General features: G+C 44.6%; 18 protein-coding genes. 5 read left to right on the top strand and 13 right to left on the bottom strand.

Features of this window, described 5'->3' with window-relative positions; genetic code table 11:
- Positions 1-3: 3 nt before the first annotated feature.
- Complete coding sequence (gene mihF, locus CEQ75_RS09115; RefSeq protein ID WP_089610054.1) at positions 4-318, bottom strand: integration host factor, actinobacterial type; 315 nt, start codon at positions 316-318, stop codon at positions 4-6.
- Positions 319-336: 18 nt separating this feature from the next.
- Positions 337-1,224 (bottom strand): YicC/YloC family endoribonuclease, encoded by an 888-nt coding sequence (locus tag CEQ75_RS09110; RefSeq protein ID WP_338032013.1) that lies wholly within the window; start codon positions 1,222-1,224, stop codon positions 337-339.
- Positions 1,225-1,448: 224 nt separating this feature from the next.
- Between CEQ75_RS09110 and CEQ75_RS09105 the strand changes: the two genes are divergently transcribed.
- Positions 1,449-3,230, top strand: coding sequence for an Rqc2 family fibronectin-binding protein (locus CEQ75_RS09105; protein WP_089610053.1), 1,782 nt, complete (start codon positions 1,449-1,451; stop codon positions 3,228-3,230).
- 54 nt (positions 3,231-3,284) lie between these two features.
- Entirely contained in the window at positions 3,285-3,665 is a 381-nt protein-coding gene (locus tag CEQ75_RS09100; protein ID WP_157677388.1) for a nucleotidyltransferase family protein, read from the top strand.
- A 30-nt stretch (positions 3,666-3,695) separates the two neighbouring features.
- On the opposite strand, the gene CEQ75_RS09095 is transcribed toward CEQ75_RS09100, so the two are convergent.
- From CEQ75_RS09095 to CEQ75_RS09065, 7 genes are all read right to left on the bottom strand, one after another.
- Positions 3,696-4,265 (bottom strand): beta-class carbonic anhydrase, encoded by a 570-nt coding sequence (locus tag CEQ75_RS09095; protein ID WP_089610052.1) that lies wholly within the window; start codon positions 4,263-4,265, stop codon positions 3,696-3,698.
- A gap of 145 nt (positions 4,266-4,410) precedes the next feature.
- Positions 4,411-6,054, bottom strand: a complete 1,644-nt coding sequence (locus CEQ75_RS09090; RefSeq protein WP_089610051.1) for a Na/Pi cotransporter family protein — start codon at positions 6,052-6,054, stop codon at positions 4,411-4,413.
- Positions 6,055-6,231: 177 nt separating this feature from the next.
- Positions 6,232-6,810: an orotate phosphoribosyltransferase gene (gene pyrE, locus CEQ75_RS09085; protein ID WP_089610050.1), complete on the bottom strand. Its 579-nt coding sequence runs from the start codon at positions 6,808-6,810 to the stop codon at positions 6,232-6,234.
- Positions 6,803-7,525 (bottom strand): orotidine-5'-phosphate decarboxylase, encoded by a 723-nt coding sequence (gene pyrF, locus CEQ75_RS09080; RefSeq protein ID WP_089610049.1) that lies wholly within the window; start codon positions 7,523-7,525, stop codon positions 6,803-6,805. Before pyrF ends, pyrE begins: the two co-directional genes overlap by 8 nt.
- 124 nt (positions 7,526-7,649) lie before the next feature.
- Complete coding sequence (locus tag CEQ75_RS09075; protein ID WP_089610048.1) at positions 7,650-8,576, bottom strand: dihydroorotate dehydrogenase; 927 nt, start codon at positions 8,574-8,576, stop codon at positions 7,650-7,652.
- Positions 8,566-9,363: a dihydroorotate dehydrogenase electron transfer subunit gene (locus CEQ75_RS09070; protein WP_089610047.1), complete on the bottom strand. Its 798-nt coding sequence runs from the start codon at positions 9,361-9,363 to the stop codon at positions 8,566-8,568. The genes CEQ75_RS09075 and CEQ75_RS09070 overlap by 11 nt, the downstream gene beginning before the upstream one ends.
- A 35-nt stretch (positions 9,364-9,398) precedes the next feature.
- Positions 9,399-10,685, bottom strand: coding sequence for a solute carrier family 23 protein (locus CEQ75_RS09065; protein WP_089610046.1), 1,287 nt, complete (start codon positions 10,683-10,685; stop codon positions 9,399-9,401).
- Between the two features lie 556 nt (positions 10,686-11,241).
- On the opposite strand from CEQ75_RS09065, the gene CEQ75_RS09060 reads away from it, so the two are divergent.
- From CEQ75_RS09060 to CEQ75_RS09050, 3 genes are all read left to right on the top strand, one after another.
- Positions 11,242-11,679: a hypothetical protein gene (locus CEQ75_RS09060; protein ID WP_089610045.1), complete on the top strand. Its 438-nt coding sequence runs from the start codon at positions 11,242-11,244 to the stop codon at positions 11,677-11,679.
- Between the two features lie 130 nt (positions 11,680-11,809).
- Complete coding sequence (locus CEQ75_RS09055) at positions 11,810-12,175, top strand: hypothetical protein (RefSeq protein WP_089610044.1); 366 nt, start codon at positions 11,810-11,812, stop codon at positions 12,173-12,175.
- Between the two features lie 18 nt (positions 12,176-12,193).
- Complete coding sequence (locus CEQ75_RS09050) at positions 12,194-12,682, top strand: hypothetical protein (protein WP_089610043.1); 489 nt, start codon at positions 12,194-12,196, stop codon at positions 12,680-12,682.
- 418 nt (positions 12,683-13,100) lie between these two features.
- On the opposite strand, the gene CEQ75_RS09045 is transcribed toward CEQ75_RS09050, so the two are convergent.
- The 4 genes from CEQ75_RS09045 to lspA all read right to left on the bottom strand — a co-directional run bounded on the left by CEQ75_RS09045 (position 13,101) and on the right by lspA (position 15,236).
- Positions 13,101-13,418 (bottom strand): type II toxin-antitoxin system RelE/ParE family toxin, encoded by a 318-nt coding sequence (locus CEQ75_RS09045; protein WP_089610042.1) that lies wholly within the window; start codon positions 13,416-13,418, stop codon positions 13,101-13,103.
- The gene (locus CEQ75_RS09040) at positions 13,402-13,686 is read right to left on the bottom strand and encodes a type II toxin-antitoxin system prevent-host-death family antitoxin (RefSeq protein ID WP_338032023.1); all 285 of its coding nucleotides are present in this window, start codon (positions 13,684-13,686) and stop codon (positions 13,402-13,404) included. Before CEQ75_RS09040 ends, CEQ75_RS09045 begins: the two co-directional genes overlap by 17 nt.
- A 103-nt stretch (positions 13,687-13,789) precedes the next feature.
- On the bottom strand, positions 13,790-14,722 hold the full coding sequence (locus CEQ75_RS09035) for an RluA family pseudouridine synthase (protein WP_089610040.1): 933 nt from the start codon (positions 14,720-14,722) through the stop codon (positions 13,790-13,792).
- A 64-nt stretch (positions 14,723-14,786) separates the two neighbouring features.
- Complete coding sequence (gene lspA, locus CEQ75_RS09030) at positions 14,787-15,236, bottom strand: signal peptidase II (protein ID WP_242965431.1); 450 nt, start codon at positions 15,234-15,236, stop codon at positions 14,787-14,789.
- Between the last annotated feature and the right edge of the window lie 61 nt (positions 15,237-15,297).

The following is a 15,297-nucleotide window of genomic DNA, read 5'->3' as shown; positions in this document are numbered from 1 at the left end:
TCTTTATTTAATATCTAATTTTTCCAGCAGGACTGCCTTCTGTTTCGGACCTAAGCCTTGTATTCTTCGGGATTCGTCGATGCCGATTTCCTCCATGATTTTCCTGGACGTAACCTTCCCTATTTTGGGTAAAGACTCCAGAAGATATTTCACCCTCATACGGGCAACAACATCATCCCCGGCATGATCTAAAACTTCTGCCGGCTTTAATTGGCCTGATTTTAATTGTTTCCTGATTTCCATCCTTTTGCTGCGCATCTCCTGGGCTTTCGCCAAGGCATTGTTCCGATCCTCGTTCGTTAGTTCTGGAACAGCCACAAAATTCACCCCCGTTTCTTACTCCAGATTTTGTACCTGTTCCCGGACTTTTTCCAGTTCGCTTTTTACTTCTACCACGACACGATTAATGGCCAGATCATTCCCTTTCGACCCGATGGTGTTAATTTCCCGATTCATTTCCTGCACTAAAAAATCAAGCTTCCGGCCTACTGCATCGTTGCTGTCTAAAAATAAATTCATCTGACTCAGGTGGCTCTTCAAGCGCACCAGTTCTTCCGTAATGGAAGCCCGATCGGCAAAAAAGGCGACCTCAGATGCCAGTTTACTCTCATCAATCTGAATTTCTCCTAATAATTCCTGCACTCTTTGGGTCAATTTCTCCTGATATTCCTGAACCACCAAAGGACTTCTCTCTTCGATCTGACGGACATAGTCTAAAATGTCCCTGCCCCTATTTTTGAGATCCAGGGCTAATTTCTCCCCTTCCCCAGTCCTCATAGTCACCAATTCCTGACAAGCCTGGATGACGGCTTCTTCTATCCCCGGCCATATCGCTTCCAGATCCTCTTTTTCTTCCTCGATCATAATAACACCCGGCATTTGTGCCAGCTGTGCTAAATTAATTTCTTCCCCAATCTGGCAAAGGGATGATAATTCCTTTAAGGCCTTATAATACGCCAGTCCTATTTCCTTGTCAACCTTGACTAAATTTTTTTGATCCCCGGTTTTCTCCAGGGTCAGGAACAGATCCAACCGACCCCGGGTGACTTTCTCCTGCACCAGTTTTTTAATGCGCTCTTCCAGAGGAAGGAGCTGTTTTGGCATGCGCACGACAATTTCCAAATATCGATGATTCACTGATTTTGCTTCCACCGTAATCATTTGATTAGCGGAAGACCCTGCACCCCGGCCATAACCGGTCATACTTCTTACCAAAGCCGTCATCCTTTCATCAGAAACCTTCTCTAACAATTGAAAGTTTTGCTTGTTTTCTCCCTTATTATTTCCATACTCTTGATCATTCTACTCCTACCCATCAAAATCCTCTTCTTTTCGCATAAATTCTCGGCTTTTATTATTTTTTTAACTGCTTTTGATTACCCTGGAATTGGATTTCCGCCTATGATATACTATCTTTTGAATCATTTATTTTCTTGGAGGGAAATTTTATGCCTTTTGACGGCTTAGTTATGTGCACCATCCAAAAAGAACTGACGGATAAAATTATCTTTGGTAAAATCGTGAAAATCTATCAACCGGAGCGGCACACAGTGCTCTTTAAGATCCGCAAAGGTGCCGACAGCCACCAATTATTGATATCGGCCCATCCACTGGCAGGCCGTATCCACCTCACCACTGATACGAAAGAGAACCCCATGACCCCGCCCATGTTCTGTATGGTGCTAAGAAAACATCTGGAAGGCGGACGCATCATCGCCATTGAACAACAGGGACTGGACCGGGTGCTCCATCTTTCTGTTGAAGCCTACGACGAAATCGGCCAACTGAGCAAAAAAACCCTGGTCGTTGAAATCATGGGCAAACACAGTAATATCTTATTAATCGACCCGGAGAATAATTCAGTCCTGGACGGCATTAAAAGATATACCCATCTAGTCTCCCGGCATCGGGAAGTTTTACCGGGCAGAACTTATATCGCTCCTCCGGAACAGCAGAAACTGGATCCCTTTACCATCAATGAAGAAACTTTTGCTCAAACCCTGCTGGCTTTGCCTTTAAACACCAAAGTAAAGAAAGGACTGGTGCAGATTCTCGCCGGTTTTTCGCCCCTTTTGGCCCAGGAGATCATTTATCGCGCCCAGCTGCCTGAAAGCACGATCATAGACGAGCTGGGAGAATACGAATTAATTCGCCTTTGGCAGGCGCAAAATGAAATCACCGCCCCTTTCAGCAATCAGCAGTTTCAGCCCAATGTGGCCCTGGATGGGGATAAGCCCATCGATTTTTCCTTTATCCCGCTCCTGCAATTTGGTCAATACCGCCCGCTGGAATTTCCCCAGATGAGTGAAGCCCTGGATTTCTTTTTTAGGCGCCAGGAACAAAGTGAGCTTTTTTCCGCCCGGCAAAGAGAGTTAATCAAGGTTGTGGGCAATGAAACCGAAAGGGTAGAAAAAAAGCTGGCCCTGCAAAGGGAAAAGCTGCTGGAAACAGAGGAGATGGACTACTATCGTCTCTTGGGAGATCTGATCACTGCCAATATGTATCAATTATCCAAAGGAATGGATGAAGCGGTGCTGGATAATCTGTATGAACCGGGAAAGACCCTTCGGGTGACGCTGAACCCCACATTTTCACCGGCGGAAAACGCTCAATTCTACTATAAAAAATATAATAAGGCGAAATCATCCAAGATATTAATTGAGAAACAAATGGAAAAAAACCAGGAGGAATTGGATTATCTTTTTTCCGTGCTGACCTCTCTGGAGCAGTCTCAAAACACTAATGATCTGGAGGAAATCAGAAACGAGCTGGTGGAAGCCTCTTATCTCAAAGAAAAACATACCAGGAAGAAACCAAAAAACAAGAGCACCCCAGCCCCGCCTCATACCTTTTATACACAGGACAATTATACCATTTTAGTAGGGAAAAATAACAAACAAAATGATTTATTAACCTTAAAAATGGCTCGGAAAGATGATCTGTGGCTGCATACAAAGAATATTCCGGGGAGCCACGTAATTATCCGGCGTAAGCCCGGTGAAGAAATTCCCTTTGCCGTCATTGAAGAGGCGGCGAGACTAGCGGCTTACCACAGCAAGGCTCGAAATTCCGCCCAGGTTCCTGTGGATTACACCCTGGTAAGTCAGGTGAAAAAACCCAGTGGGGCCAAACCGGGGATGGTGATCTATTTTGAACAAAAAACCTTGTTTGTCACCCCGGAGCAATCTGACTCCCTGAAACAAGAGCAAGAACAAGATGAGCAGAATTAGAAAGTCCGGATTGGAGTACTACAATAAAAATGCAATCTTGTGAATTAATAAAATATGATGAAAAAGGGAACGCAGGTGTGTATTAAATGGCTGAGAACATTATGTCATTTAAAGAGGTACAAGAAAAAACTATTCCCGTTTTTAAGGCGTATCCGGTCAAAAAAAGCCGTTTTATTTGGTTCTTACGCTAGAAATAATGTAACAAACAATAGTGATATTGACTTATATATTGATACCGATGGACGATTGCGAGGGCTAGATTTTGTTGGATTACTGGAGCATCTTGTTAATATCTTGAGGAAGAATGTAGACTTAATTGATAAATCACATATAGAACCAAATTCCTTGATTCTTCAAGAAATTGAGCATGGAGGGATAGTTTTATATGAAAAATCAAATGATCTTCAACAAGATAGTGAACTCGTTCAGCTTTAGCTGAACGAGTTCACTTTTTCATTTATGCTTTTATTCCATCCGCTCTACTTCAGGCGCAAGCTTTGCAAGTCTACCGGTTACCGGATCCATCATAAAGCCATAAACACCAACATCTGCCGGGATAAATGGGTGTTTTCTGATAATGTGAACGGTTTCTTGGACAGATGCTTCAGCGTCATCAAAGCCTTTCAGCCATTTATGGAGATCAATGCCAGCATATTGAACCATATCGATTTTATCTTGGGAAATATTTCTCTCCTTCATTTTCTCGATCAACTTGGATGCCCCAAGACCCTGCATACCGCAGTCATAATGACCGATGACCATAATTTCCTGAACGCCCAATTCATAGATAGCTACTAATAAGCTGCGCATGACGCTGCCGAAGGGATGGGAAATCATCGCTCCGGCATTTTTAATGATTTTAATGTCACCATTTTTAAAGTTCAATGCTGCCGGCAGTAATTCCGTAAGCCTGGTATCCATACAGGAAAGTACCGCTATTTTCTTATTGGGGAATTTTGTCGTAGCCAAAGTTTCATATTGCTTGCTTTCGACAAATTCCTTATTAAATGCCAGTATTTCATCAATATATGACATGATTGCCCCTCCCTGATCAAAAAATTTCTTGTCTTCGTATTTTAACCCTTTAATAAGAAAATTACCAGCCTAAAAGATATGACTTCTTTTCGACTGGTATTCTGATTAACTGATTATCTGATTAAATGATTCAATAATTAAATGACTAATCTATTTTCTTCGGTTCTTTAAATTCAACGGAAATTTCCCGGCAGAATTTATAGACATGGTCGGCAATTCTCTCCAGGTAGTTGACGATATCAATAAAGATGACACCGGCTTCGACAGTACATTTCCCCGCTTCCAACCGCTGGATATGCTTTTGCACTAGCAGGGCAGCGATTTCGTCCACTTTCTCTTCCAGTTCATATACTTCCAGAACGATGGTCGGATCGTTTTCATTCACTGCCTGAATGGACTTATCATACATTTCCATAATGGCGGTTTCCATCTCTTTTAACTCCTGGACCGCTTTCTCGCTAAACTGAAGATGGCGCTCATTTTTTGACGTAGCGAGACTAATAAAATTCTCCGCATGGTCCCCCACCCGTTCCAAATGATTGATACTGTTGATCAGAGCAGGAATCATGATTGATTGGGATTCATGCATGGGACGTTTGGATAATTCCACCATATAAGCAGTAATATCATGCTGAAGCTTATTGACTTTTTCCTCATCCCGTCTTAACTGAGCAAACTTACCGGTATCACCGGTATAAAAGCTATCCATAACATTCAGCACCATCTTACGGGTAATCTCAGCTGCCCGAATAATCTCCGACTGGGTTGCTTTAATTGCCGCAACCGGGGTATCCAGAAGCAATTTATCCAGATGCACGGAAGTACCTTCATCCCTGCCGCGAATGACCGTTTCCAGAAACTTTACATAATACTTGGTCAAAGGCAGAAAGACTAAGGCGCTGAAGATATTAAAAAGGGTATGGGAGTTGGCAATCTCGGCGCTGATATTTGCCCCCGGCTGCATGTATTGGGTGAAACTATGGATAATCGTCAAAAACCAGGGCAGCATCAATGCCACCACAGTCACACCAAAAATATTATAGATGGTATGAGCCCAAGCTGTACGGCGCGCATGAATATTTCCCGTCATACTGGCCAGCTGGGCAGTGATACACGTCCCAATATTGTCACCCAGCATAATTAGAACTGCCGTCTTTAAATCTAAGATCCCTGCCATGCCTAAAACCATCACCAGACCCACCGTGGCACTGCTGCTGTGGACCATGGCAGTAGCCGCTGCGCCCAGAAATATTCCCACTATCGGAATGGAAGCATAGTTAGCAAAGAAATAACGCAGGGTTTCACTTTCTCTCATAATGGGAATCCCGGAATTTAAAATTTTCAGGCCCAGAAACATCAAGCCGAAGCCCATCAAAGCATTCCCTAAATGCTTGACAACATCCCGGCGGGCAAAATATGATAGGGCAAAACCAATGCCCACAACGGGCAGGGCGATATCCGTTAATTTAAATTTAAAACTGAAGGCCATCAGCTGAGCGGTGAGGGTTGTACCGATGTTCGCGCCGTAAATGATACCTACCGCCTGTGGCAGCTTCAAGAGACCGGCATTGACAAAGCCAACGGTAAGCACCGTGATAGCGGTACTGCTTTGCACCAATGCCGTTAATAAGGTTCCGACCAAAAAAGCGCTCCAGACATTACCGGTAAGAACAGCCAAGATTTTTTTCATTAATGGACCGGATGCCTTTTCCAGACCGTCTCCCATCTTATCAACACCATACATCAATAAAGCAGTTCCGCCAATCAGGCCGAAAATCAGTTCCTGCATTTCTGTCCTCCGTCCTCAATCATTGCTGAATCTTTTTGCACGAATTTTGTTAAGATTTGATGAATATTGATGCGTATTTGTTAAGAAATGTTAAGATTTAATTAACATTTAGTTAATATTCGACGGATTCTCTTATTTTCCTTTATTTAATTAATAACAAAAATCATTAGTCTATGCTTATTTCAGCCCCCTGCTGCCCGGTTTCACTGCCGGTGTCCCTTCTTTGCAAAGAGGACAGCTCTCCGGTTCCCAGGCAGGAACTTCCATGGTAATAACTCCAACTTTTCGTACGCCAAAATCTGCTTTGCCGCCACTCCTGTCAACCAGGACGCCAACGCCGACAACCACACCTCCCTGTGCCTGAACCAGATCAATCACTTCTTGCACAGATCCCCCGGTGGTGATGACGTCCTCAACGACCAATACCCTTTGTCCCGGTTGAATGGAAAATCCTCGGCGCAGAGTCATAGAGCCGTTTTCCCGTTCCGCAAAAATATTCTTCACCCCTAAATGGCGGGCGGTTTCATAGGCGACCAAGATGCCGCCCATGGCAGGTCCAATCACCAGGTCCACTTGGTCATCCTTGAAACGGCGGGCAATTTCCTCACATAAGGCGGATGTATCCTCCGGGTACTGAAGTACCTGGGCGCACTGGACATAACGGTCAGAGTGTTTGCCGGAGGTGAGCAAAAAATGGCCTTCCAGCAAAGCACCTGATTTTTTAAATATTGCTAAAGCTTGTTCCTGATTAAGCATGAATCCCTTCCTCCATTTCTGCAACGATTTTTTGAGCCGCTTCTCCCGGCTTTTCCTGGGCTGTAATAGGACGACCAACCACCAAATATGTAGCACCCAGCTGCACCGCTTCCTTTGGCGTCATGATTCTTTTCTGGTCATTGGAAGCAGCCCAGAGGGGTCTGATGCCCGGGGTGACAATGACAAAATCCGGTCCGCAGGCCTTGCGGATAGCGGAAATTTCCTTGGGGGAAGCCACCACCCCGTCAATCCCTGAATTTTGGGCTAATTTTGCCCATTCTACCACCTGGTCTTCAATGGGTCTTTGAATGCCTACTTCATTTTGAAAAACCTCCTGGCTGATACTGGTTAAAACCGTAATCGCCAGGACAATGGGGTTGGTAATCTTCATCTCCGCAGCTGTTTCCTGCACGGCAAGGGCGGATTTTTCCATCATTTCCTTCCCGCCTGAGGCATGAAGGGTAAACATAAAGGCTCCTTTTCCCGTAATGATCCGGGAGGCCTGACTGACGGTATTGGGGATATCATGAAATTTTAAATCCACAAAAACCTTGCCTCCGAGGGCTTGAATATCCTTGACAATATCCGGGCCTACGCTATTATAGAGCTGCATCCCTACCTTGAAGGCCCCGACCTTGTCCCATAGCTGTTCCGCCAAACGAAGGGCTTCCTCACGAGTTGACACATCAAGGGCAACAATTAATTTTTCTTTCATTTTCAACACCCTTTCCCTTGAACTTCTATATTTCCTTAAACTTCTGCTTTCCTTGTCTACTTTCCATTTTCCGCTTTGTGCCTTCTGCTTTCTGCTTTCTACTTTCTACATTCTGCTTTCTGCTTTACCCTTGCTGCCTTTTCCATGCCAGCCCGACGATTTCATTCACATCCTGATAGCCATGCTGTTCCAGGTAGCCTTCGATCCCTTGGATGATCTCTATCGCGGCACGGGGATTGATGAAATTAACGGTCCCCACGGCCACACCGGTAGCCCCGGCCAAGATCATTTCCACCGCATCCTGCCAATTGGTAATCCCCCCCATTCCGATAATAGGCAAAGATACCGCCTGACTGACCTGCCAAATCATACGCACCGCCACCGGCTTCACGGCCGGTCCGGAAAGCCCGCCCATGATATTGGCCAAAATCGGTTTCCTTTGCTCAATATCAATGGCCATACCCAGCAGGGTATTAATCAAAGAAAGGGCATCTGCTCCTCCGGCCTGAGCCGCCTGAGCCATAGCAACGATATCTGTCACATTGGGAGAAAGCTTGGCAATCACGGGCAGGGAGGTATTCTTTTTCACGCCGGATATCACGTCTTGGGCAGCGCAGGGGTCCGTGCCAAAAGCCATGCCCCCTTTTTTTACGTTGGGACAGGATATGTTCACTTCCAGAGCGGAAATCCCCGGTACCCCCTCCAACCGTGCTGCTAATTCCTGATAATCTTCCAAAGAATTTCCCGCAATATTAACAATCACCGGTACCTGAAAATTTCTTAAATAAGGCATGGTTGTTGTGATCAAGGAATCCACGCCGGGATTCTCCAAACCCACGGAATTTAAAATACCCGCCGGAGTTTCCACCAACCGCGGAGGCGCATTTCCGGGCCGGGGTTCAAGGGTTGTTCCTTTTACCGTAATGGCACCCAGCCGGTTCAAATCCATAAAAGGAGCATATTCCGGCCCAAATCCGAAGGTGCCGGAGCAGGTGGTGACCGGGTTCTGCATCTCTAAACCGCCGATATTGACCTTAAGACTAACGGCCATGAATCTGCACCTCCCCAAAGGAAAAAACCGGTCCGTCAGAGCATACCTTGGCATATTTCTTCCCTGTTTCATTTTCATCTTTTCGGGCGCAGGAACAGCTGAGGCAAGCACCTACGCCGCATCCCATCATGGCCTCCAGGGAGACCTCGCCGGGAATCCCTCTTGCGACTCCCAGCCGATCCACATGAGCCAGGACAATTTCCGGACCGCAGGCATAAAGAAAGTCCACCGGATGATCTGTAAGATATTTTTTCAAAAGTTCAATCACATTCCCTTTTTCCCCCAGGCTGCCATCATCTGTGGTCACGAGCACCCGGCAGCCCAGGCCAGAAAACTTCTCCCTGCTTAAAATTAATCCTTCGGACCTGGCCCCCAAAAGCACGGTGACCTTTTTCCCGGCTGATATCAAGCTTTCTGCCAGGGGAAAAAGAGGGGCGACTCCTATGCCGCCTCCCAAAAGCACCCCATGATCTCCGGAAAAATTTAAGGAAAAGCCTTTCCCCAGGGGACCCAAGAGATTAATCTCCTCTCCGGCCTGTCTTTGACTTAAGAGTTTAGTCCCCTTGCCCACCACTTGATAAAGAACCCCCAGTGTTCCCTCTTGACCCTTTATTTCATGCAAACTGAAGGGCCTTCTGAGCAAGGGATCAAAACCCTCACTTACTTTGATATGTACGAACTGTCCTGGCTGTGCCTTTTCGGCTATAGACGGAGCTTCTAGCTCCAGAAAAAAGATGTCCGGTCGCAGGGCACGATGGGAACGTATTGGAGCAGAAATCTGAAACATTTCACCATTCCTCTCAGTTTTAATTAGTATTCACTTTATGATTTCTCCGGTAAAACTAAATTCAGAAAAATACCGGCCAGGGTAGCATAACCGACTTTGCCTGTCCCTACGCCCAGAATCAAAATCACCGCCACAATGATCAGATTGCGGGTAGAAGATAAGTCTGTTTTTGCTTCAATCATGGTGCGAATCCCGGCGGCAGCAATCATCCCGAAGAGCAGGATGCAAATCCCGCCCATAACAGAGGTGGGGATGGTGCTGAGGGCAGCAGCCAGCTTGCCCACAAAGCTCAAAGAAATAGCGATGATGGCCGAGATACGAATTACCCAGGAACTATATACCTTGGTGATTGCCAAGACCCCAATATTTTCCCCGTAGGTTGTGCTGGGTGGTCCCCCAAAGATGGACGCCACGATCGTAGCCAGACCGTTCCCCATCAGTACCCGGTCGAATCCGGGATCCTTGATCAGATCCTTTTCCGTCACATTACCGATGACAAAAATATGTCCCAGATCTTCGATGATGGTGACAAAAGCAACGGGCGCAATGGCCAGCACCGCTACTGCCGTAAATTCCGGGATTGGAAGATGAAAACCGGCAAAAGAAAAGAGCTGTCCGGCAAAATCCTGGGCATATGCCGAGGTAGGATTTGAGAACCAGTCCGCAATAATAATCGGTGTCACATTGATCAGCTGATCGGGGCCGGCCAGACCCAGTTCCTGAAGCTTGGGTAGAAAACCGCCGTATTGGATGACCAGGGCAAATAGATAACCGGAAAGAATACCCATCAGAATGGGGATCACTTCAAACATGCCTCGCCCCAAAATGCTGTAAAACACCGTAATCGCCAGGGTGAAAATTGCCACCACCCAGTTGGTGGAAGCCATGCCGCCCACAGCAGTCTGGGCCAGGGCCAATCCGATAATGATCACAACAGGCCCTACCACTACACTGGGTGCAATACGGTGAATAAAATCTGTGCCAAAAGCCTTAATCAGTAAATAAACAATAAGATAGACAATTCCGGCAATCATGGCGCCGCCCATGGCTTGTCCCAAAGAATGTTTCTCCGTGACAAACAAAAACAGGGGCGCGATAAAGGCAAATGAGGATCCTAAATAAGCCGGAACCTTACCCTTGGTGAAAAAATGGAAGATCAGGGTACCGATCCCCGAGGTAAAAAGAGCGACCGCCGGTGATAATCCGGTGAGAAAAGGTACCAGTACGGTGGCGCCGAACATGGCAAAAACATGCTGCAGAGCCAGGGGAAAAGCCCTTGAGAAAGGCAGCTTGGCTTCAATCGGAATAATTTGCTTGCTCATCGAAAACCTCCATTTTGCAATTTATTTTTTTTAACCCTGACCCGGGGCATGATCAGGATTGAAAAACGATTTTGATCATAAAAAAGCCTGCTGCCGAGAGCTGAGCAGGCTTAAATATACACCGATCAGGAGTGGGTGCATCTTCCTTTGTAGTCTCTCCGGACTATCATAAAGGTCGCTTTTTGTCGGTTTAATTCTACTGGAAAACAAATATGAAGTCAATCAGGATTTTGCCTGGTCCTTTGGGCATGTATTCCTTTCACAAAACCACTATCTTGCACAAGGAGTCCAAAAGAATGCAAAGAAATGTGTTCAGGCTGGAAACAAAACAAATCTTTGATGCGTCTAAGACATAATATCCAAAAATATGCAGAAATCTGTTGACCCTAGCCTTTAAGTTAAAATTTAAGAAGTCGAAGAAACGAAGAATGACCCATTATGTTAATAAAGGGTGATTGATTAATATGATTTTATTATTAGGCAGCATATTGAAAAGCCTCCTGTGTGTGTCTTTTTAAATGAAAGCATATAATGGGATGTTTACGGGAGGTTTTATATGAAAAAATGGTTTAAGTCGTTAGCGTGTTTAGTTATAATGTGCTTCGTTTTTACCCCTGCTGCTTTTGCCGCAGATAATTCAGAAAGCAATTTTAGGCAAATCACTCCATTCTATATAGGCATAAACTATTTATATGCAGGTATAAAAATCGATTCAAGTGGTTTAGCTACATGCAGTGGGCTTGTAACCCTCTCTGATAGTAGTTATTCCACCGATCTTTTAGCTGAACTGCAGAAATGGAACAGTAGCAGTCAATCCTATGAAACAATTAAGTTTTGGACAAATAGTGGTTCGGGTTATTCTGGAGCATCGATACAAAAAAATTGGTATGTAATTAGAGGTAAGTATTGTGTAAAAACAACTGCTAAAGTTTATAATTCCAGTGGTAAATTGATAGATAATGCTTCGGCATGTTCTTCTGAATGGACTTACTAAACTCTGCAATTTCAGTTTATTTAGTAAACGGAGGTGGTGCTTATGAGGGTGTAGAGTTAGTTATGGGATAGAGGAATGAACTTAAATACGTTATATTGATGAATAAAGAAATAATGTTGGCGGGATTTAAATGAAAAAGTCTGTACTGACTAAAATCATTATTCTTACCGGTATTTTAATGGTTTCTTTAAGTGCAGTTGCATTTGCTGTCAGTTTTACCATGAAGGGCAACTCGTATGTATCAAGCGTCATGATGAGAGCAAACACTGAAACCTCAAATATGGTATACAGTGTTTATGTCAAGGGCGATTTCTATAAGGATGGCGTTCTTTTTTACAACCAATCGGAACGTAAAGCTTATGATAGTACTGCTTCCTTGCAAGTAATAAGGCCTTCTGGCATGGGGCTGTACAAGACAGTTGGTTTTCATTCTGCGTATGATGCAACTGGGAGTTTAACAGATAATAGTTCAGCTAGTGATTATTTCAATTTCTAAATTAGGGGGGAATAACTGATGAAAAAGCGGATGATTGTTTTATCTGTTTTGGTTTTGTTAATATTTTCAGCTAGTATCGCAACTTATGCCAATAACTCAACAAACCTGGATGTCCAAGCTCAAAAGCATATCGCTAAAGTAAATGAAAGACTATCTATTGGCTACGAAGATATTGTGAAGACCTATGAGATTGATAAAAATAACTATATTAAATGTGGACCAGAGGATATAGGTGATTTAGTGAATGGAAAAATTGTCGCAATTGATAATCTAGACAGTACAAAACTATGGGATATTCTGGTCTATGATTTTATGAATCAACATACAATTGGCTCCCTTGAACCCGTCATCTTAGCAAAAAACGATGGCAAGGAAATTTTGTTTATGTTCAAGGATAAAGATGGAAATAACATCTGCTTAAAAGCTAGTAAAAACACAAATAATCAATGGGAAACCGGAAAGGAAATAAGGAAAGGTCAGCCAATATTAGCTATAACGACAAATTAATATTAGTTGAAAGGCAACCAGTACGCAGTTTCAGGATAATGGTATTATTCAATCCCCCGGTCCAAATCAATATGATGGAGATAAGACGTGGAAATACTTAAGAAAAGGTCAATACTACTATCCATACATGCAGCCGCCCGGTACAGGAATATGTGTCAATCCTTATGTGACCTTCTTTATCAAAGCTAGTGTCATAGGTATCGAGAGTCAAGGTGAAAACTATTAAGTAATCTAAAAATAACGATTTCGGGCCCTTTTTTAAGGGTTCGAAGTCGTTATAATAAGATAAAAGGAGTTGATATGGTGTTTCATAAATCGAGTTAATTTTTTATTGTCTTGGTCATGTTCATATCTCTGGCTATTATGGCCGTAACTTGCTAGCCCCCAAAAACGGTTAGCGATAATATTGTTTTCAATTTTACAGTAGCCAGGCGTAGTTTTGCTGACAATCTACCATCGCGCCAACAAACACATTTTCACCAACAACCTGAAAAAGCAGCATATAGTGCTTTTCAAAGAGCAGCTTCCTGTATTTGTGTTCGGGTATCAGCGGGTCAATTACCCAAGGGCAGCGTTCCGGCATGGTTTCCAATGTTTTTGCCTGCTTGATGAATTCCGTAACCAAGCGGTTCGCAGCCGTTTCGCTGACCTGAGCAAGAAAACGTGCGTGATGCACAAGCATTTCGGCGGCCGGATCCTGAATCGTAACGGTATATCGCCTACCCTCGTTTGGCATCCGTAACCTCCCGAATTGCCCGGCTCATCATTTTTGCCGATTCATCAATAGAGTGCCCCGGTTTGCCGGCAATCCTTTCTTCCTCTGAGCGCAGCAGCGTTTCCCTGAGCTTCAGCATGCTTTCGCGTCTTGCAAATGCCTCCACATCCATCACTACAAGGTCGCCGGTTCCATTCTTCGTCAGAAAGACAGGTTCTCCTGTACGCTTGCAGAGTTCAGATATCTCGTTATAGTTTTTACGGATTGCTGCGGAAGGTCGTATATTCATCATCAGACTCACCTCCATGAAAGAGTAATTTTGTAATCATATTATATGCTTATTATACTATCTCATGTGTCCGTTGAAAAGTCTATCTTCTTAGTCTCCTTAACTATGCTTCCTTTCTTAATGTCAGTAATAAATCTTCAAAATAATCCGGTAAAGGCGCTGCAAATTCTAAATATTCCCCGGTGCGGGGATGATGAAAGCCGATGACCGCCGCGTGGAGGGCCTGACCCGTAAGGCCAAAATTACCTTTGCGGGGACCGTAAAGGGGATCCCCCACCACCGGATAGCCTAGGTAACTCATATGTACCCTGATTTGATGGGTACGTCCGGTTTCCAGTCTGGCTTCCATCAGGGAATAATCATGAAAACGCTCCAAAACCCGATAATGGGTGACGGCGGGCTTGGAATTCTTCATGACCACAGCCATCTTTTTTCTCTGTACCGGATGGCGCCCGATGGGAGCATCGATCACACCGGCCGGTTCGGCTACAGAACCGTGCACCAGAGCATAGTAGATGCGGGTCAAGGAATGGTCTTTGATTTGACGAGCCAATCCCACATGGGCGAAATCGTTTTTTGCCACCAGCAAAAGCCCCGAGGTATCCTTATCGATCCGGTGTACGATCCCCGGCCGGATCACCCCATTTATCCCCGAGAGATCCTGGCAATAATAAAGGAGGGCATTGACCAGGGTGCCTTCATAATTACCTGCGGCGGGATGCACCACCATGCCCTGGGGCTTATTCACCACCATCAGATCCTCGTCCTCATAAACTACTTGAAAAGGAATTTTTTCGGCCTTTACCTCTAATTCCTTGGGTTCTGGGATATTAAGAGAAATTTCATCCCCCCGGGCCGGGCAAAAATTCGCCTTGACCGTCTGCCCGTTAACAAAAACATCCCCGTCCTTAATCAATTTTTGGATCCGGGAACGGGAAAGGCCGGGCTGAAGCTTTGTCAATACAAGATCCAGACGTTTTGCGGCATGTTCTTCATCTACCGTAAAGGTCACATTTTTTCCTTCTGTTGCTGCCAAGTTATATCACCTGTTTTTTTAAATTTTTGGATCTTCTTGTTTTATTTATTCTTTGAACAAGCTATTATTTTTTAAAACTAATATCATTCTTAAGCACAACCCAGGCGATCAAAACCGCCCCCAGGACAATGGCACTATCAGCTACATTAAAAACAGGAAAAACGCGAAAATCAAAAAAGTCCACCACATAGCCGTGGCGCATGCGATCCAGGAGATTACCCAAAGCACCGCCCATAACCAGGGCTAGACCGAAACGGAGCAAGACCCATTTTTGATCCACCCGGAAATAAACATAGAGAGATACCGCTAAGGCAAGTGCCGTTATGATAATAAAAAAACTAATTTTCCCCGTTAAAAGGCTAAAGGCGGCCCCGGTATTCTCCACATAAGTAAGATGAAAAACATCTAAAATCAGGGGTATGCTCCCCACTTCCATGAGATAAGTCTGGGCCAGGTACTTGGTGATCTGGTCCAGGATCAATACCCCGCCCGTGATCAATATTAGCATCAACATTAAAATTATTCTCCCGCTTTTTAAATACTTTTATCTTTCAATTACTTCTAACATTTCCATC

The organism is Dehalobacterium formicoaceticum (assembly GCF_002224645.1).
GTDB lineage: Bacteria > Bacillota > Dehalobacteriia > Dehalobacteriales > Dehalobacteriaceae > Dehalobacterium > Dehalobacterium formicoaceticum.
This window is presented reverse-complemented; position numbering and strand designations above follow the sequence as displayed.